At 47.7% G+C, this 20,111-nt stretch carries 14 protein-coding genes; 8 read left to right on the top strand and 6 right to left on the bottom strand.

Annotated features, from left to right (window positions below):
* Positions 1-71 precede the first annotated feature (71 nt).
* Positions 72-2,069, bottom strand: a complete 1,998-nt coding sequence (gene uvrB, locus KIK04_RS12495; protein WP_232274044.1) for an excinuclease ABC subunit UvrB — start codon at positions 2,067-2,069, stop codon at positions 72-74.
* Between the two features lie 414 nt (positions 2,070-2,483).
* Between uvrB and KIK04_RS12490 the strand changes: the two genes are divergently transcribed.
* The 6 genes from KIK04_RS12490 to KIK04_RS12465 all read left to right on the top strand — a co-directional run bounded on the left by KIK04_RS12490 (position 2,484) and on the right by KIK04_RS12465 (position 10,025).
* Positions 2,484-3,296, top strand: a complete 813-nt coding sequence (locus tag KIK04_RS12490; protein ID WP_232274043.1) for a flagellar motor protein — start codon at positions 2,484-2,486, stop codon at positions 3,294-3,296.
* On the top strand, positions 3,280-4,095 hold the full coding sequence (locus KIK04_RS12485; RefSeq protein ID WP_232274042.1) for a flagellar motor protein MotB: 816 nt from the start codon (positions 3,280-3,282) through the stop codon (positions 4,093-4,095). The genes KIK04_RS12490 and KIK04_RS12485 overlap by 17 nt, the downstream gene beginning before the upstream one ends.
* A 233-nt stretch (positions 4,096-4,328) precedes the next feature.
* Positions 4,329-6,188, top strand: coding sequence for an ABC transporter substrate-binding protein (locus tag KIK04_RS12480; protein ID WP_232274041.1), 1,860 nt, complete (start codon positions 4,329-4,331; stop codon positions 6,186-6,188).
* Positions 6,185-7,171 (top strand): ABC transporter permease, encoded by a 987-nt coding sequence (locus tag KIK04_RS12475; protein ID WP_232274040.1) that lies wholly within the window; start codon positions 6,185-6,187, stop codon positions 7,169-7,171. Before KIK04_RS12480 ends, KIK04_RS12475 begins: the two co-directional genes overlap by 4 nt.
* Positions 7,168-8,031 (top strand): ABC transporter permease, encoded by an 864-nt coding sequence (locus tag KIK04_RS12470; RefSeq protein ID WP_232274039.1) that lies wholly within the window; start codon positions 7,168-7,170, stop codon positions 8,029-8,031. The genes KIK04_RS12475 and KIK04_RS12470 overlap by 4 nt, the downstream gene beginning before the upstream one ends.
* Positions 8,031-10,025: a dipeptide ABC transporter ATP-binding protein gene (locus tag KIK04_RS12465; RefSeq protein ID WP_232274038.1), complete on the top strand. Its 1,995-nt coding sequence runs from the start codon at positions 8,031-8,033 to the stop codon at positions 10,023-10,025. The genes KIK04_RS12470 and KIK04_RS12465 overlap by 1 nt, the downstream gene beginning before the upstream one ends.
* A 398-nt stretch (positions 10,026-10,423) precedes the next feature.
* Here KIK04_RS12465 and KIK04_RS12460 read toward each other — a convergent pair whose 3' ends face one another.
* The 5 genes from KIK04_RS12460 to ftsE all read right to left on the bottom strand — a co-directional run bounded on the left by KIK04_RS12460 (position 10,424) and on the right by ftsE (position 16,556).
* Entirely contained in the window at positions 10,424-11,992 is a 1,569-nt protein-coding gene (locus KIK04_RS12460; RefSeq protein ID WP_232274037.1) for a PDZ domain-containing protein, read from the bottom strand.
* A 174-nt stretch (positions 11,993-12,166) separates the two neighbouring features.
* Positions 12,167-13,609, bottom strand: a complete 1,443-nt coding sequence (locus KIK04_RS12455; RefSeq protein WP_232278713.1) for a S41 family peptidase — start codon at positions 13,607-13,609, stop codon at positions 12,167-12,169.
* Positions 13,610-13,685: 76 nt separating this feature from the next.
* On the bottom strand, positions 13,686-14,939 hold the full coding sequence (locus KIK04_RS12450; RefSeq protein ID WP_232278533.1) for a murein hydrolase activator EnvC family protein: 1,254 nt from the start codon (positions 14,937-14,939) through the stop codon (positions 13,686-13,688).
* Between the two features lie 26 nt (positions 14,940-14,965).
* Complete coding sequence (ftsX, locus tag KIK04_RS12445; protein WP_232278532.1) at positions 14,966-15,880, bottom strand: permease-like cell division protein FtsX; 915 nt, start codon at positions 15,878-15,880, stop codon at positions 14,966-14,968.
* Positions 15,870-16,556 carry a cell division ATP-binding protein FtsE gene (ftsE, locus tag KIK04_RS12440; protein WP_232278531.1) on the bottom strand — a complete coding sequence of 229 codons (687 nt, stop codon included), beginning with the start codon at positions 16,554-16,556 and terminating at the stop codon, positions 15,870-15,872. The genes ftsX and ftsE overlap by 11 nt, the downstream gene beginning before the upstream one ends.
* Before the next feature lie 284 nt (positions 16,557-16,840).
* Here ftsE and KIK04_RS12435 point away from each other — a divergent pair, with 284 nt between their 5' ends.
* Both KIK04_RS12435 and KIK04_RS12430 read left to right on the top strand, forming a co-directional pair.
* On the top strand, positions 16,841-18,268 hold the full coding sequence (locus KIK04_RS12435; protein WP_232278712.1) for a VanW family protein: 1,428 nt from the start codon (positions 16,841-16,843) through the stop codon (positions 18,266-18,268).
* A 240-nt stretch (positions 18,269-18,508) separates the two neighbouring features.
* The gene (locus KIK04_RS12430) at positions 18,509-20,107 is read left to right on the top strand and encodes a spore germination protein (RefSeq protein ID WP_442951170.1); all 1,599 of its coding nucleotides are present in this window, start codon (positions 18,509-18,511) and stop codon (positions 20,105-20,107) included.
* Positions 20,108-20,111 lie beyond the last annotated feature (4 nt).

The raw sequence follows: 20,111 nt of genomic DNA, 5'->3' as shown, positions 1-20,111 counted from the left end.
AATGTCCCTCCTGCTTCTAGGTCCACGCGGACCGGCTTTAGCATGTTTCTATAAACACAGAGCACACAATCTTATTCCATTGCCCGCAGCTCCATCAACGCATCGCGCAGCTCAGCTGCACGCTCGAACTGCAAGTTTTTCGCTGCATCTTTCATCTCTTTTTCCAAACGCTGAACGAGCGACTGACGGTCTTTTTTCGATAGCTTCTCCATCGATTTGCCGCCATCGTAATCTGCCTTCGTCTCAGCCGTCTTCGTTGCTTCGATAACGCCCCGAATCTTTTTCTGAATCGTCTGTGGGGTAATGCCGTGCTGTTCATTATAAGCGATTTGGATCGTACGCCGACGCTCGGTTTCTTGAAGCGCCTTGTTCATCGAGTCCGTTATCTTATCTCCGTACATAATAACGCGACCTTCTGCGTTACGAGCCGCACGACCGATCGTCTGAATGAGCGAGCGCTCTGAACGCAAGAAGCCTTCCTTGTCCGCGTCCAAAATGGCCACCAGCGTCACTTCGGGCAAATCCAAACCTTCCCGCAGCAAGTTAATCCCGACAAGCACGTCAATAACGCCAAGCCGCAAATCACGCAACAGCATCATCCGTTCCAGCGTCTTTATATCAGAGTGCAAATAGCGCACCTTAATGCCGATTTCCTTCATATAGTCTGTCAGATCTTCAGACATCTTCTTCGTCAACGTCGTGACCAATACCCGCTCATCTTTACTTATGCGCACGCGAATTTCCTCTAAGAGGTCATCGATTTGACCTTTCGTTGGACGCACCTCTACCACTGGGTCAAGCAGCCCCGTCGGACGAATAATTTGCTCGACCATTTCAGGACAATGCTCAAGCTCATACGGCCCCGGCGTTGCCGACACAAATATCGACTGCTTGCGCTTCTGCTCGAACTCGTCGAATTGGAGCGGTCGGTTGTCGAGCGCCGACGGCAAACGGAAGCCGTGGTCGACCAAGACCGTCTTCCGCGCACGGTCACCATTATACATACCGCGAATTTGCGGCAGCGTTACGTGCGACTCATCGACTACGATTAAGAAGTCGTCAGGGAAAAAGTCGAGCAGCGTATACGGTGTCGCCCCCGGCTCACGGAACGTAAGCGGCCCCGAGTAATTCTCGATGCCTGAACAGAAGCCCATCTCTTGCATCATCTCAATATCGTAGCGCGTCCGCTGCTCCAACCGCTGCGCTTCCAGCAACTTTCCTTGCTCATGCAATACAGCAAGCCGCTCTTCTAGCTCCCGCTCAATATTGACGAGCGCAACCTTCATCGTCTCTGCAGCTGTAACGAAGTGCGATGCAGGGAATATCGCCACATGCTCCCGCTCCGCAATAATTTCGCCTGTCAACACGTCGATCTCCGTAATGCGCTCAATCTCATCACCGAACATTTCGATCCGCACCGCATGCTCACTTTTGGAGGCAGGAAAGATTTCAACAACGTCACCGCGCACCCGAAACGTTCCGCGCACAAAATTCATATCATTACGTTGATATTGAATATCGACCAACTTGCCCAAAATGTCATTCCGCGATCTCTCCATACCAACACGCAATGACAGCACAAGGTTTCCATACTCAATTGGCGAACCCAAACCATAAATACAAGAGACGCTCGCTACAATAATGACATCGCGCCGTTCAAACAATGCGCTTGTAGCCGAGTGGCGCAGCTTATCTATTTCTTCATTAATGCTCGAATCTTTCTCGATATACGTGTCGGAGGAAGGAATATATGCTTCGGGCTGGTAGTAGTCATAGTAGCTGACAAAATACTCTACCGCATTGTTAGGAAAGAACTCTTTAAACTCGGCACATAGCTGTGCAGCCAAAGTCTTATTGTGTGCGATAACAAGTGTAGGACGGTTTAGCTGGGTGATCGTCTGGGCGATCGTAAACGTCTTCCCCGTTCCTGTTGCACCAAGCAGCGTCTGCTGTCGTTCCCCTTTGCGCACACCTTCCACCAATTTCTGAATTGCCGCTGGCTGATCCCCTTGTGGAGAAAATTCCGATACCAGCTCAAACGTCTTCGAGCTTATCTCAAATTGTGCCATCTCGTTATCCTCACCGCTCCTTTAGCATATCGTTCAATTATGTTCTGGCGCATCATCACAACGCTATATATAAGTTCTTGTATGGAACTAAAAACCTCATGTACACCGTTCATAAATAGCTTAAAATATACATTATGTCTTACGTACTAGGATAGCCTCTATAGCCCTAGACTAAGCATTCTTTTTAAAATTTCATATGGTTTCACACAATGGAGTAGGACTTCTGAATCAAAACTGCGTCAACCGCTCCCTAATGCATGATTTTGCTAAACTTTATGTTTGATTTACCCGATAATAGGATTAAGATTGCATCATTAAAATAAGAATGTTTGTTCCCGTTTTATTATACTCCTTTCGTAGATTGGATGCAAATGGGAAACGTTAACCACAGCGATAGGGAGATGACTATATTTCATGGATTTAACAACGATAATAGGTATTATAGCCGGATTAACCGCACTCATCGGTGGCTTCATTTGGGAAGGCGGGCATTTAAGCGGATTGTGGGAAAAAACCGCATTCCTTATCGTATTCGGCGGTACGTTCGCTGCTGTAGCAGTCAGTTTCCCTATAAATCGACTGCGCAGCATACCGCAAGCATTCCGCATGGCGTTTCGCCGTTCCGAGACGAATGCCGAGCAAATCATTGACGACATCGTTGCCATGGGCACGATTGCACGTCGCGAAGGTGTACTATCGCTCGAAGATCAAGCTCTGCAACATCCCAACAACACGGTACGCGAAGGGATGATGATGGTCGTAGACGGCACAGACCCTGAACTCGTTAAGCAAATGCTTGATTTAGAAATGGACGCGATCGAACAGAAGCACGACAGTTACGCTAAAATATTTGAGGCAGCTGGCGGCTATTCACCCACGATGGGTATTATCGGTACCGTAATGGGACTGATTCACGTGTTGAGCAACTTGTCAGATCCGTCCTCTTTAGGCCCTTCTATTGCGGTAGCATTTACAGCTACGCTCTATGGTGTAGCGGCAGCCAACATTATTTATTTGCCTATCGCAACGAAGATTAAGACTCGCAGCGAAGAAGAGCTGCGTATTATGGAAATGATTCAGTACGGCGTTCTTGCTGTACAAGCTGGGGAGAACCCGCAAATTTTACGCAAAAAGCTTAGCTCCTTTCTGTTAGCAGACGACTCGTTCAAGTCGCTTAAGACAGCATCTGACGCGAAGCGGGGGTTCGCTCATGAGACGCAGGAATAGACGAAATTCCGAAGGCGGGAACAGCAGTCATGAGCGCTGGCTCATTACGTATGCCGATTTAATTACGCTGTTAATGATCTTCTTTGTCGTGATGTACGCGATGAGTCAAGTCGACGCTAGCAAATATGCATCGCTGTCCCAAACGCTGCAATCGTCGTTCGGCGATAGTGCGGCGTTGCCTGCGGGAGCTGGCATTTTAGAAGGTGCCTATACGAAACCGGGCGACACGGGCGCGCTGAAGACAGCCAAGGATGGCGGCTCGGGTGACATGAAAGACGATAAGCCCGTAGCTATTGGGGCGATTACGGAAAAAGATTTAGCTTTCCGCAAGCAAGAAGCCCAGTTGCGTAATTTTATGAACGTTATTCAGCAATATGTTAATGAGAATAAGCTAGGTGACCAGATTGAAGTTGCCGACACGCCAAAAGGAATCGCCATTCGGATGAGCGATAAGTTGCTGTTCGATTTGGGCCGTGCCGATTTAAAAGCTAACGCCATTCCAACTATGGACAAGCTTGCTAGCTTATTCCCACAATTAGATACAACAGTCAGCATTGAAGGACATACAGACAATTTAAAAATGTCTGCTGGCGGTCGTTATAAAGATAATTGGGAGCTGTCCGCAGAACGCGCTTTGTCCGTGCTGCGCTTTTTCGTGGATGATAAACATATGGATGCGAGCAAATTCCAAATTGCTGGTTATGGCGACACACGTCCGATAACAGACAACGATAGTGCGGAAAATAGACAAAAAAATCGTCGCGTCGAAATTATCGTACTACGTAATATGATTCAATAAAATATTTGTAAACCGTACGCCACATTTAAATCCGATTATTTTAGCCTGTTGAACGTTCAACAGGCTTTTTTGCACCTATTTTTAGCGCATATCCTTTCGACATTGTTCGACTTTTGGTCACAAAAAAGAAGCTCCACTAGCTCTTTAGAGTCATGCCCAAAACGATGCCCGCTTGTATACTGCTTCTAATAACATTGTACATCTTATTTCTGTTCCCATTGGAGGAGTAACATTTGCGCAAACCATGTAGCCGAAAAATTATACTGCGGACTCTAGTCTGCTGCCTTCTCTGTTCATCCCTATTTACAGCATTGCCCGTTCAGGCCAAGCCTGCTTCTCAACCATTAAAAATCGGCATTACGAAAGACGAGAACAGCTTAACTCCCTATACATACGTAACGGGTGTGCCAGGCCGAGATTTGGTTGATCTGATGTACGACACTTTGTTTCAATTAGACGCGCAAAATGTCCCCAAGCCGTGGCTCGTACAACAATTCGAAGTAAGCACAGACAGCAAAATGATTAAACTCACGTTGCATCAAGACGTCAAGTGGTCTGACGGCAAGCCTCTGACCGCACATGACGTGAAGTTTACGATCGATTACTTTTTACAGCATCCGAAATCTCGGTTTACGAATCCACTAAAAGCGATTGCCAAGGTAGACGTTCAAAGCAACCATCAATTAAGCCTTCTCTTAACTGAACCACAGCCTAACTTTATGATTCAGCCACTAGCGGATATGCCTATTCTTCCGCAACATGTGTGGGGCGCTATTTCCGAACCAGAGAAACATACGCAGCCGATGGGTAGCGGCCCTTATATTTTGAATGAGTACGTTGCTGGTCAATATTATAAGTTCAGTGCCAACGCGAACTATTTTAAAGGAAAGCCTGTGGCTAAGGAACTTATTTTACCGATCATCGAGGACCAGACAGCATTGTTTACGGCGTTAACTGCCGGACAGCTAGATGCGGTAGCAGCCACTGTGTCACCTGAAGTTGTGAGTCAATTTGAAAGCAACGCTAAGCTCAAATTAGAGCAAGGGGCAGGCTTAGCAACAAGCTTGTTGCTAATGAACCATGAACGATATCCGATGAGCGAGCCCGCATTTCGGCAGGCAGTTACCCGCTCCATTGATACACAGGAGCTTGTGGATACCATCACACTAGGCCGCGCCATTGTTGGTAATCCTGGCTTTATTCATCCGTCCTCACCGCAATACAAACGAGATTTAGCTGTCAAAACTGATCGTGCAGAAGCGAAGCGTATCCTAGACAGCGCCGGCTTTACTGATCGCAACGGCGATGGCTGGCGGGAAGGTGCACAAGGGGAAAAAATAGAGCTTGAGCTGCTCGTTTATTCAGGCAAAGCCGCACGTATTCGCTCAGCGGAAATGATAGCAGGTTGGCTCAAAGAGACGGGCATTAACATCAAAGTAAAATCAATGGACATGACGACTGTTGATGCGCTTGTATGGCCTGATTTTGATGTTAAAAAAGGGCGTAATTTCGACTTGTCCATGTGGAGCTGGTCGTCAACGATGCAGCTATTTCCTGATCGCCTAGTCGACTTATTTCATTCTAATCCCGATATCGGCGCATCCAATTTAGGCGGCTATCGCAGCGCCGAGTTCGATCGACTTGCTGCACAGTTGGCAAAGACACATGACAACGCGGCAAGAACGAGCACGCTACAAGCGATGCAAACGTTAATCGCAACTGACGCGCCAATCGTCACGCTATATTACGAGCATATCGTAAATGCGTACAATCCGACGGCCTTTAATCAATATGTATTCCAGCAAGGCAAAGGGATTTTGAATAAGTGGTCATTAGTAGCAACATCAGACCATGCAAACCGAGCAGCGAGCAAGACTTCAAATGAGAAGCTAAGCGAGAACTTGGACGCAAGCAAGACTACCGCATCTGCTCAAGTAGAAACGAGCAACACGAGCAGCACGAGTAGCTCGAGCAGCAGCACTCGATCGCTTCTCATATTGCTTGTCCTAGCAGGCTGTGTCCTCGCTGCCGTGTTCCTGCTGCGCAAACGCTCCAAGCATAAACAAGCTGGCAACAGCCATACGCGTAAATGAGTATGGAACGTACGCGTTTTGTCGCCCGCAAGCTGCTGCAATATGCCATCGTCGTATGGATCATTGCCTCGCTGAACTTTTTGCTGCCGCGCATGATGCCTGGCAACCCGCTCGTGTATTTAGCGGGCGAAGATGTCGGCCTTATGACTTCCACACAGAAGGCCGCTATTATGGACGAGCACGGATTGAACGATCCGCTGCTCGTTCAATATGTGGACTACGTAGGCCAGTTGTTGCAGGGCGACTTAGGCTTTTCCTATCAACAGAAGCGCCCTGTCACGGAAGTGTTAGCTGAGCGGCTTCCGTGGACGCTGCTGCTGGCAGGTGCCAATATGGTCATCTCGACGATCATCGGCGTGCTGGCAGGCTCTCTGTCCGCTTGGAGGCGTGGGACGAAGACCGATATGAATATGATGATTTTCTTTATCTTTTTAACGTCCATGCCGTCGTTCTGGATCGGCATGATGCTTGTGTCCGTATTCGCTGGCAAGCTCGGCTGGTTTCCCGTATACGGCGCAGAAACAGCTTGGGCTAACTATGAGGGTTGGGCGCGCGTGCAAGACATCGCTTATCATCTCGCCCTGCCGCTGACAGCTACTTTAATTGTGTCAGTGACAACGCTGTATATGACGATGCGCTCCTCCATGATTCAAGTCTTACAGGAAGATTATATGCTGCTAGCTAAAGCAAAAGGATTGCGTGAGGCTACGGTGAAATACCGCTATGCGATGCGCAACGCCTTGCTGCCTACGGCAACCGTATTTATGCTGAATATCGGCTTCATGTTCGGCGGGGCTGCCGTCATCGAGACCGTATTCTCTTACCCGGGCATCGGCAAGCTAATGGTTGAAGCTGTATTAAGCCGCGACTACCCGCTGATTCAGAGCTCATTTCTCATGCTCACCTTCAGCGTGCTTGCGGCGAACATCATCTCGGATATGTTGTATCCCCTACTTGATCCGAGAGTAGGGAGGCCATCATGAATATAGTAAAGCGAAATAGCCCGCTATGGACTGCGTTTGGACGAAATAACGCAGCATTAGTGGGATTAAGTATTTTTATCTTTTTTGTACTTATCGCCCTATTTGGGCCGTTAATCGTACCTTATGATCCAGCAGAACAAGTTGGGCCGCCCTTTGCGGCACCTAGTGCTGCATTTCTATTAGGAACGAATGACGCAGGGCAAGACATTTTCAGCGAACTCATTATGGGAACACGTGTATCGCTGCTAATTGGCATACTAGCCTCATTGCTTGGCATTGGCGTCGGATGTGTAATCGGCATCATCTCAGGTTATTTTGGCGGATTCATCGACACTTGCTTCATGCGACTGGTTGATATTGTACTCGTAGTGCCATTTTTGCCACTTATGATTATGCTATCCGCATTTGTCGGGCCGAGCTTCTGGAACATGATACTCGTAATTGGTCTGCTGTCTTGGGCAAGCCCCGCGCGCATTATCCGAGCGCAAGTGATGTCCATCAAGACACGCGGCTATATCGAGGCCGCCAAATCAATGCGGACGCCTCATTTCGTCATTTTGTACAAGCATTTGCTACCAGGTGTGCTGCCTGTTATCGCTTCGCAATGGATTATGGCAGCAAGCCATGCCATCTTATCTGAAGCGTCGTTAAGCTTTCTTGGCTTAGGCGATCCACTGACAAAGAGCTGGGGCTCCGTCCTATTTTACGCACAAGCACGCGGTGCATTTTTGACAGAGGCTTGGGTGTGGTGGATCTTACCTCCTGGTTTATTAATTACTACGCTAGTCGTTGGATTCGCGATGGCTGGCTATGCAGTAGAAGAGGCTTCGCAACCGAGATTGCAGAAAGGAAGAATGTAATGGAACCGTTGCTTACCGTTTCTCACCTTACAACTTGCTTCGAGCATAACGGCCATACGGTCAAAGCGGTTGACGACGTGTCGTTTACAATCGAGCGCGGTGAAATGCTGGGCTTAATCGGCCCTTCCGGCTGTGGCAAAAGCACGATCATTCGTTCCTTGCTTCGCTTGCTGGAACCTGCTGGCTGCCATGTATCTGGCGCAGCTTGGTTTGACGGCATCGACTTGCTCCAAGCATCGGAAAAGGAGTTGAACCGTGTCCGTTGGGCACGTATTTCGGTCATTCCACAAAGTGCGATGAATGCACTTAATCCGGTCTGCACGGTCGGGGAGCAGATCGTAGAAGTTATTTTGCGACACGAGCATGTCTCGCGCGCGCTTGCACAGACACGTATGCGGCAATTGTTAGATACGGTGGCCGTGGGCAGCGAACGTGGCAATGATTATCCGCATCAGTTCAGCGGTGGCATGAAGCAGCGGATTGCGATTGCAATGGCGTTGGCGTGCCAGCCTGATTTAATCATTTGTGATGAGGCCACGACGGGCTTGGACGTCATCATTCAATCACAAATTGTCGCTCTGCTCAAACAACTGCAAGTGGAGCATCAGTTGGCCGTGCTGTTTGTATCGCATGATTTGCCTCTAGTGACCCAAATTTGTGATCGAATAGCGGTCATGCAAGCTGGAAAAATAGTTTCCAGTGGCGCAGCAAGCGAACTCACATACCATCTGACCGCGAGCAAGCACACGAGTGCGAACATGAGCACGAACATCAGTACGAACGCGAGTACCAATAACAGCAATAAGAAGACGAACACGCAAACAAGCCTTAATAGCCAACCGCATGCACAAGCGGTGCATGCGGTACAAGCGGCGCACAGTAAAGAGATGTTAGAACAAATTAAAATCGTCCACATCGAACAACTGCACAAAACGTTTGCCAAACGGTCGCTGCGCTCTTTTTTCCGACGGCGCAATGACAATAGCAAACAGCAGCAAGCAGCCGTGGCAGGCGTGGATCTCCATATCCACCAAGGAGAAATCGTTGGCCTGATTGGGGAGAGCGGTAGCGGAAAATCCACTTTAGGTCGCATGTTGATCGATCTAGTGAAGCCTAGTAGTGGACGCATCTTTTTTCAAGGCACCGATCTGTTACATGGAGAGCGTAAGCAAATCGAACTGCTGCGCAGCAGCATGCAAATGATTTTCCAAGATCCTTACGATACGTTGAATCCCGATATGAGTACGTTAGAGCTGTTATTAGAGCCGGTGCAAACGCATATGAGACAGCTATCGCAGCAACAGCAAGTTGAAAAAGCGATGGACATGCTGTCAGCCGTCGGTCTTACTCCAATCGCAGACTTTGTGCATCGTTATCCACATGAGCTAAGTGGTGGGCAAAGGCAACGGGTCGCAATAGCTAGAGCCCTAATCTTAGAGCCAGCGTTTCTTATTGCGGATGAGCCCACATCTATGCTTGATGAAGCGGTACGCAACGATATTTTACAACTATTGTTACAGTTGAAGCAGAAGTTGCAACTAACGATTTTACTTATTACGCACGATCTAACGACAGCTAGTAGTATGTGTGATCGAATTGCGGTTATGTATCGGGGAAAAATAGTGGAAATGGGACCCGCAAACGAAGTTCTCTGTGAGCCGAGCCACCCTTATACACGGGCACTCGTCGCTGTAAATTCCGATCTACGGCAATTTATGCAGCAGCCCACGAAGTTTTTGCTAGAGCCAAACGTCAATGAAGGGATATTATCGACTGAAAATAGGTGTGCTTTCGCTCCTCGCTGCCCGCAAGCCGTTGAACAATGCCGAACAACTGCACCCAATAAACAATGGTTAGCGGACAATCATTACGCGGTTTGCTTCACACCACATATTTCACCCGATGTTGCAACATATGAACAATCCACAGATTCTGCACATTTTGGACATGTCGGACGGCGTTCACCAACGCCACAGTCTGTTCATTCTGTGTAACCTGTTAATAAATAGAGAACGTTTACAAAATAAATAACTAGTTACTCACCTTTTGTTGAAAACGCGTGCATAACTTGCCTTTTTGACACGTATCGGATGGTGAAAAAGTCAGTCACTCACAGTTTACTCACAGTAATATTCGAGTTATACACAATGTTAACCACATTATCAACAGATTGTTAACAAGTCTGTATACAATTTATTCGTTTTCAAAAATGTTGTCCACAGTTAACAACTGAGCAACGTTTGCTCGTTTAGGTTGCACATGTGGACAATAAAAAAAGATTCATACTGTGTCATGGTCCGTTCATATACATGGGACACATACTATATCACATATGCGGAACAAAGAAACGCACAAGTTTGTACCATTCCGGTACGTACTTGTGCGTTTGTTATTAGACCGACGAGCTAACCTCTGCTCCGCCGTCCTGTTTTTTCCCTTTGTTAGCTCCACGTCGTGGTAGGGGCTGCGTAGTTTCTTCGCTACTCGAACTACTTAAGCTATCCGGGCTACTTAGGCTATCCCGGCTTCCCGAGCTACCCATACCACCCGGGATATCCGAGCTATCTAGACTATTCGAGCTATGTGAGTTGTATGAGCTATCCAAGCTGCTCACCTCTGATACAATCGCTACACCACCCGAATCCGCCATTTCAGAGGTGGCTGCTACCTGCTCGTCAGCACGCTCCGCCTTTCTATTTCTCGCTTGCCGCCAAGGCGCAACGAGTAGCAGTGCGAACAGCGAAGGCTGACGTGCAACCGCGACATACGATACGCGGTTGTCCGGCGCCAGCAGCGCCCCTAATTGGTGATGCTCGCCCGCATATAGCGCTCGCTGCAAAAAGCGCACCTCGCCTGCGTAATTCAGCACCTCAAGCTTGCAAAAAGCAGCATTGGCACGCAGCGCCTGATGCAACTGCTCCTTCGTGCGTACCTGAATCCCGTTCGCCCTCACAATAACTTCGCCAGTGCGAATACCAAGCTCAGCCGCCGGACTATCCGGCAGTACCGCCAACACGCGCAAGCCACGACCGTCATGCGTAAATATCGGGCTGCGCTCAATCTCCTCACGGCGGCTAAACCAGATTAGCCCTTCGTGCAGCACCACAGCCATTATAGCCGCTACAGGCAGTAACGGCGCCCAGAACTTAGCTGCTAAGCCAAGCGCCAGCAGCACAGCTGCGTAAGCGAATAGCCTCGAAGCGCTAACAGACGCCTTTTCCTGCGGTAGCCGTGTAAACGTCAGCTCGGAGAAGCCGATCACGATCGGGAATGCGATTACGCTCCACCCTTGGAGCCATACATCGCCACCAAACAGCGGCGTCCACGGTATCGTTGTTCCCGCAGTCATCGTCGGAAATAACATAAATAGCGGCACAGGCCACATGCTCTGCATTTGGTACGCTCCGACGATACGCCCCCGCTTGCTCTCCAAGAAGAGAGGACTAGCGAAGCGCACTGCCTGCTTGCGAATCAACCACGCCTCTGCTGCGTGCAGCAGCGCAACTAGCACAAGCAGCCCAGCAGCATCAAACGTGCGCACCGCATGAACCGCGGTGCCCATCCATCCCTCAGGCACCCAGCCTTGAGCGAACACATTTAGACCCATCTGAATGAGCGCGAGCGCACCCGCTGCATAAGCCAAGCAAAGAAACCGTACTCTTATGAGCATAAATAATAGCGCTAGTCCCCATAGAACAAACATAATCTCACGCGAAAATGTAATTCCTAGCCCGATCACGGCTGCAGATACGATTAGACCCGCGATTAATCCACCTAACATCGTATGCCAAGTTTGTTCGATCCAACTGCGCATTTTCACCGCAAACAATCTGCGTTCCATCACAATTTGCCGCCTGTAATACAGAGCAATAAACAGCATGGACAGCCAGTAAAAAGGCGACAGCAGCCACTGTAATAAAGCTCCCGCCACCTGATAGACGATTTCGGTTGCGAGTTCCACCTCATCCGCTCCTTTCTTCCTCTATTGTTGTGCTTTCTCTATATCCCACGCCTCACACAGCATTGTTCGAGCGACGCACAATACGCAAGGCTATGCCTGTAATGCACCTATCATTTCGAAACAGCAAAGAAGGCCGAAGCCGAAGCTTGCGACCTTCCATGTATTCGACGACAGTTAGCGAATTTCCTTCTGCAGTGTTTCAACTGCCTTCTGCAACTGCTTGTCGTTTTTCGTTTCTCTCATCGCTACCAGAATCGCCTGCTCCAGCTGCTCGGCTGTCTTTGCATCGACTTCGCCTGTTTCAGACAGCTTATGCGCGCGTTGGAACTGTTTCAACGCAGTAGCCGTTCCTTGTGAGAAATAGCCATCTTTACGGTCCGTTTTATAATCCAGTCCGTTCAAGATCACTTGCACATTTTTCACATCGGCATCATTCATATCAAGCTTCAACGTCTTCTCACGCGAGACAGGAGCTGCATGATAGAAATCTGGCTGCTGAACCGAAACGTCGGGCTCAAGCCCCTTTTGATGTATCCAATTGCCTTCTGGCGTAAGCCATTTCGCAATAGTCACCTTAATGAGACTGCCCTCAGCTGCCTTCGTCGTGTAGCTGGATTGCACCGTTCCTTTGCCGAACGTATGCTCACCCACGATTTTCGCTCCAGCTGATTCCTTCAACGCACTTGCGATAATTTCCGATGCGCTGGCACTGCCTTTATTCGTCAACACCGCAATCGGATACGGTTTAACTTTGTCCGTACCTTTGGAGACGAATTTGTCGCGCTCCTTATTGCGGTATTCAACCTGATTAATTAATTTGCCTTTCGGTACAAAGTGCTCTGTCATATCCTGTACGACTTCCAGTACACCACCTGGATTGTTCCGTACATCAATAATGAGTCCTTTCATACCTTGCTTCTCTAGCTTCACCAATTCTTCCTCGAACCGCTTGTGCGTGTTCATGGCAAATTGGCGGACTTCAATGTATCCGATTTGACCGTCCATCATTTTCGGATATACCGTTTCCATATCTACCTGGTCACGCACGACCTCGATTTCGATTGGTTTCGAAATACCACTCCGCAATACCTCAAGCTTCGCTTTTGTCCCTTTCGGTCCACGAATCTTGGCTACTGCTTCGCTTAACGTCTTCCCTTTTAAGCTCTCACCGTTAACAGACAACAGCACGTCTTTCGGACGAACACCCGCCTTTTCAGCAGGCGAGCCTTTAATCGGCGAAATAACGGTTACTTGACCATTTTCAGTCGTCACTTCAGCACCGATGCCTGTAAAAGCGCCCTCGATACTCGTATTAAACTGCTCCGCCTCTTCCTTCTCCATATAAGAGGAATACGGATCATCAAGCGACGAAATCATGCCATGCACAGCCCCATTCACCAGCTTCTCGCGATCCACCGGTGTATAGTATTTACTCTCGATAATGGACAGCGCCGCATTCAGCTTATGCAGTTCTGGCTGCGATAATCCGGTACTGTTCGCGCTAGCTTGTCCTCCGCTTGCAAATATGGGCAAATCCATTGCTGTCATCGTCAATGTACTGCTTACAAGTACTGCTGCTCCTACGAGGAGCGCAACTGTTCGTCCTTTGAACGCCATCAGATCACCGCCTTCGTCAAATCCAACTTGTCTGCGTTTGTTCAATCCTTATTAGTATATGCATATTCGTTCAACATTATTTGAGATAATTTGCAGGGTCGACTCGTTCTCCATTTACACGCACTTCAAAATGCAAGTGGTATCCCGTCGAATAGCCTGTTGTCCCTACCTTCGCGATTTGTTGACCACGTTTGACCTCTTGGCCCTCTGATACTAATATGCCGCCTCTATCAATATGTGCATAAAGAGTCCACAAATTATTGCCGTGGTTAATGATGACCGTATTACCGAAGCCACCTTGCCATCCTGCTACGGTTACAACACCGTTCTCAGCAGCATGAATCGCCGTACCACGTGGAGCTGCCATATCCAGTCCGCCGTGGAATGCACCACGTCTGCCTGAAATCGGATCTCTTCGACCGCCAAATCCCGATGATATATAATGCTTGCTCTGTAACGGCATACCGAGTTTACCACCCGTATACGTGTATCTTGTACTTTTCTTCGTATTCGCGCCCGCGATCGCCTTGGCTTTCCTGCTCTTTTCTATGAGACGATTTTTTTTATCATACAACTCTGCGCGCTTCTTGGCAAAGTCCATCAACATGCGATCCTGTTCTTCGGACGCTCCATGCGCACTTTCTTTTTGCTCCTGATAGCCAGCAATCATGACTTTTTTCTCTTTTTGCTTGATCATCAATTCGCGCTTCGTCTTGTCCCGCTTCGTATACAGCAGCTCCAAGTGCTTCAAATCAACTTCGATTTCCTGCTTCTTTGCTGCACTCAACTGCTTTTCTTGTCGTTGAACCTCTAAAATCTCTTTATCCTGCGATACGATCAGTTGCAAAGAGTCGATTCGATCCAAGAAGTCGGAGAAGCTTGTCGCATTGAATAAGACGTCTAAATAGGACACGAACCCGTTGGTGTACATTAAACTCACACGTGAATCAAGCAACTTTTCACGCGATTTGATTCGTGAATTTAGTTCCTCAACTTCAAGAGCCGCCTCTTCTAATTTATACTCCGTGTCATCGATTTGCCCCGACAGTTCGTACATTTTCTTCGTTTCGGAGTTAATAAGATTGTTCACATATTGCAAATCCGCCTCAGTCTTGATGATTTGCTTCTCTGCCTGCGCCACTTGCTGCTCTGACGCTTGCTTCTTTTTTTCAGCAGCCCATCTTTCACGTTGGATCTGCTTAATTTGTTTATTTACTTTATCTAATTCTGATGCTGCTCCTGCTGATGGTGGTGCCATAGTAAACAGGATGGCAAAGCTGACAAGAAGCCCAGCATATTTTCGCTTCCACTTGTTGTGCTGTTGCTGCATGAACATGGTTCCTCCCATCTGAGCCGTTACACTTTTAAAAATTTACGAATCGAAATCATACTTCCCCAAATGCCGATCACGACACCTAGACCTAAAATAATACCGCCTACTGATAACCAAATGTCCTGCAACGGAAGCAACTTGATCATCATCAGACCCATTTCGATATTAGTAGCGTACACAAGTCGATAATAGCCAAAAAACAAAATTCCAATTGTCACGAGTGAACCGAGCAAACCGAGCAAAGCTCCCTCGATAAAGAACGGCCAACGAATAAATGAATTTGTCGCTCCGACCAGCTTCATGATGCTAATTTCACGCTGACGCGCCATTATCGTAACTTTAATCGTATTGGAAATGAGGAACATCGCCGTAATACCCAGACCGATTACGATAATCAGACCGACGCTTTCCACCGCATCCGTAAACGTAAATAGCTTCTCTACCGTGCCTTTGCCATACTGCACTTTTAAGATCGGCTTTGCACTGTTCGTTTCATTGACTGCGGCTATCTTTTTGGCAACGATAGCAATCGTTTTGGGCTCATATACTTCCACTGTAAAAGAATCCGGCAAAGGATTTGTCGCATCCGTATACCCACTTAGCAAGTCTTTCCCGTCCTCGCCCAAGCTTTCTTGCAACAGCTTCATGCCGTCAGCCTTCGAGACGAACGTCACTTTGCTTACCTCTGACATATTGCCGATGTCCACTTCCAACAGTTCGATTTGCTTTTTATCAATATTGTTTAAAAAGACACGAACTTGCACCTGATTTTCAATCTGCTGTGTCAGTACATTCACATTCAACGACAGCAGCATAAACACGCCTAAAATAAAGAGCGAAATTACAATTGAACTAACGGACGCAAATGACATCCAACCATTGCGAACAACATTTTTGCCGCCTTCTTTCAAATGACGGGTTACTGTGTTAAAGGTCATAGCCGTATTCCCCCCGCACTTCGTCGCGAACAATATGACCATGCTCAATGGCAATAACGCGCTTGCGCATCGTATTTACGATTTCTTTGTTATGTGTAGCCATAATAATCGTTGTGCCGCGGTAATTAATCTCTTCTAGCAGCTTCATAATTTCCCACGATGTCTCAGGGTCCAAGTTGCCTGTCGGCTCATCCGCTACGATGACAGACGGATTGTTTACAATGGCGCGCGCAATAGCTACACGCTGTTGTTCACCGCCCGATAACTGCGATGGCAAGCTGTTCAGTTTATGCTTCAAACCAACAAGCTCCAACACTTCAGGCACACGACGCTTAATCGCACGCGTTGGAGCCTCAATAACCTCCATTGCGAACGCTACATTTTCATAAGCTGTCAGCTTTGGCAGCAGACGAAAATCTTGAAACACAACGCCAATGTTACGGCGTACGAACGGAATTTTACGCTGCTTCAATCTGCCAATATTGAAGCTGTTTACGTAAATTTGTCCTTTAGTCGGCAACTCTTCTCTATAAATACATTTCATAAAAGTCGATTTACCAGCACCAGATGGCCCAACCAAGTATACGAATTCGTCCTTATCAATGCGCACCGAAACACCACGCAAAGCATGTGATCCATCCTGGTACGTTTTCCAAACATCCTGCATTTCGATCAAACATATCACTTCCCAAGTCATTATGATCAGCCCTTATGTATTCGACACTTGTTTTCCAAATCCTTTAAAACGACGCGAATTTCAACATGTTTTAACGAAATGCTCACATTTCGGCGAGCCAAAAAGACCAAAATTGTCGAATAAATCAACAGTAAAGTTTTGCATATGGAAAGCATATAGTAAGAAGTACGGGACGCCTTACACAAGCATCCGCATCTGGTTGCCACAAGAGCTTGTCCCTTTCGGCATCATATTTCTTCTGTGGCAGGAGGCTGTTCTTGAGCGTGAAAAAAATACATGCACTATTTATCGCGGTAGCTTTGCTCTTTCTTATTGCGACCTCATTGTGGGGATGGGCGTATACGTACGTCTCACAAACGACCGTTCCGCCGGAAGTTCGCTTGTCCGCTTGGCAAATCGGAGGTACACCTATCGAAAAGTTTCGTAAACAATTAAACGAACGTGTGCAGCAATTAGAAAACGTACCGATTGTGTTCGCCTTCGGGCAAGCCCATACACCCCCTGTTCGCACGACACTCTCTCAGTTAGGTGTGCGTTACGAAGTAAGGGAATTGTGGAACTCGCTGGACAAATTACAACATGGCTCGTTATGGGAGCGATTCAAGGCAAGATGGGATTTCAAACAGGAGTGGCATCTTTCTTTTCGGTGGGAAGATAATGTCTGGAAGCAGCGCTTTACGCCTGCTTGGGAAATGACGACCTTCGGCAAGCCGATTAACGCCACAAGACGGATAACGGAAAAGGATCAAGTGGAATACGTAGAGGAAAAAAAGGTGTATCGCATTGACCGACAACAGCTCGTCCAACTTATCCGCACTTCGATTCCACACGCGTGGAAAAATGGCGGCACGATCCAAATTGAAATGCCACTTGTCATTACTTCTCCACCTGAAACGGTACAGTCCCTGAAAGCAGAAGGGATTGATCGTAAAATTATCGAGTTTTCGACTGTATTTCCTATCGCAGAGGATGGCCGAACTCATAACGTCACAGCAGCTTCCAAAACGGTGCATGATACGACCCTCAAACCAGGCGCTATATTTGACTATAACAATGTCATCGAGGAAACTGCACGTCGGTATGGATTCAAAGAAGCACCCGTCATTTATAACGGCAAGCTCGTCCCCGGCATTGGCGGAGGCATATGCCAAGTGTCCAGTACGCTGTACAATGCCGTTCTTAGAACAGGCTTGGAAATTGTAGAACGTCGCAATCATTCACTCCCAGTGACGTACTTGCCACTCGGGCTTGATGCCACCTTTTCCGAAGGATACATCAATTTTAGATTTCGCAACACAACAGGCAAACACTTACTTATTCGCACCGCAACGGAAAATGATCGTCTGAAAATTAAACTATTCGGAACGATGGACCCAAGCGTTTCTTACAAAATGGAGACCAAAACGATCAAAGTGCTTGAGCCGACCGTGAAGTACGTTAAAAATCCGAACCTACCTATCGGTGAACATGAAACACTGCAAAAAGGGAAAAAGGGCTACAAAGTAGAAACATACCGCATTAAGATCGTACATGGAAAAACAGTCGCACGCGAAAAAATATCCGTAGATACATATCGACCACAGCCTACCCTAATTGCGATAAATACCGGCGATGCTACGTTGCCTCCAACCTTACCTAAACAAGAGCAAGGCCCTTTGTTGGAAGACGGTGTTAACGGCCCTAATTTTTAATGGGGCTAACGAATGTTTACGGTTGACGCTATAAGCATTTCCTTCTTCTTGCCTTAGAAGAGGGAGATGCTTATTTCTGCATATTCCTAGCTGAACAGCACATGCTAACGACAGGTGATAACAATGATGAAATATGTGCAGCCTCCTACTTTTTTAACTTGGGTAGAAGCGTTAGCTAGCTTTATTATTCCGTACTCTATTTACAAGCTGTTCAGCTGGCTTAGCCATAACGAGCGCTTTATGAAGCGATGGAGAGATATCAAATCCAAACCGACCGTCGCAAATCAACCCACACAATGCCAGTTGTTGCATCAACCTCATGCCACAGGTAAAGATAGCGAGCAACAGTTACAGCGCTCGCTCAACGACAACTTGGATATCATTTGTCAGCAAGTCGGGCATAACACCGATCTGTACATGCGTCCGTTTGGATTTTGCAAGCATAATGCCATGCTGCTCTACATGGATTGTTTGGCTGATAAAGCTGTCATTAATCAGTTTGTGTTGGAGCCGCTTATGCGGGCAGAGGCAAGCGACATCGGTGCAGATGTGATGAATGGCGATCAGCTTGCACGCAGCTTAAAGAACACTTGGATTCCACTGAGTGAAATTGAAGATACGAACGACATTAAGCACTTGGTTACGTGCTTACTTACGGGCTCGTCCATCTTGTTAATAGATGGCTCGGCTACGGCCATTGTGCTCGGTACAAAGGCGAAGTTGATGCGAAGCATAGAAGATCCTCCATCCGAGCCTTTAGTACGTGGGCCTCGCTTAGGTTTTATTGAATCGCTGCGGGCAAACACGACCATTTTGCGCGATCGGATAAATGATCCAAACTTTACCGTATCAGGCTTTGAGCTCGGGGAACGCAATCGCAAAAAGGTCGCTCTATTCTACATTAAAGACATTGCCGAGCCTGATTTGGTTGAAGAAGTGAAACGCAGAATCGATACGATTCAAGCTGACGATATACCGGAGACAGGCTATATCGAGCAGTGGATTGAGGACAACTACTTGTCCCCCTTCCCACAGCTCCAAAACACAGAGCGCCCAGACCGCGTGATCGCTGCACTGCTAGAAGGGCGCGTCGCCATTATGGTGGACGGGTCCCCGTTCGCCCTGATCGCACCTGTTACCTTCAATATGATGCTGCAAACACCCGAAGACTACTATGATAGGTGGCTTCCAGGTTCATTGACACGCATGTTGCGCTATTTAGCAGCATTCGTCGCCTTGTTTGGCCCAGCCATCTATATTGCGTTTATTTCATTCCATCAAGGCTTAATTCCGACCAAGCTGGCTATATCCATGTCTGGAACGAGGGAAGGAGTACCTTTTCCTCCATTAGTGGAATCTCTCATGATGGAAATATCAATCGAAGTGCTGCGCGAGGCAGGTTTACGCTTACCCGTACCTGTCGGCTCTGTCGTGCTCGTTGGCGGTCTAGTGGTCGGCACTGCGGCTGTTGAGGCCCATCTCGTCAGCCCTATTATGATTATTGTTGTAGCACTAACCGCCATCTCTTCCTTTACGATCCCACAATATGTGTTAAGTATATCGATTCGGATGCTGCGGTTTTTGGTCATGTTCTGTGCTGCTACACTAGGCCTGTACGGTGTCATTATGTTCTTCATTGTACTGACAGCACATGTCGTAAAGTTAAAAAGTTTCGGTGTTCCTTATGTCTCTCCTGCGGCGACTTTTCGGACAAATGACTGGGAAGATTTCATTGTCCGTTTTCCCATCTTCAAAATGGTGATGCGACCAAAAATGCTTAAATCGAAAAACAGAGACAGACAACCACCATCTCCAGGTGATAAGAGCGATAAGGGGTGACATC

It is taken from the genome of Paenibacillus sp. 481 (assembly GCF_021223605.1).
Lineage (GTDB): Bacteria > Bacillota > Bacilli > Paenibacillales > Paenibacillaceae > Paenibacillus_B.
The sequence above is the reverse complement of the archived record's forward strand: the minus strand, read 5'-3'. Positions and strand labels throughout refer to the sequence as shown.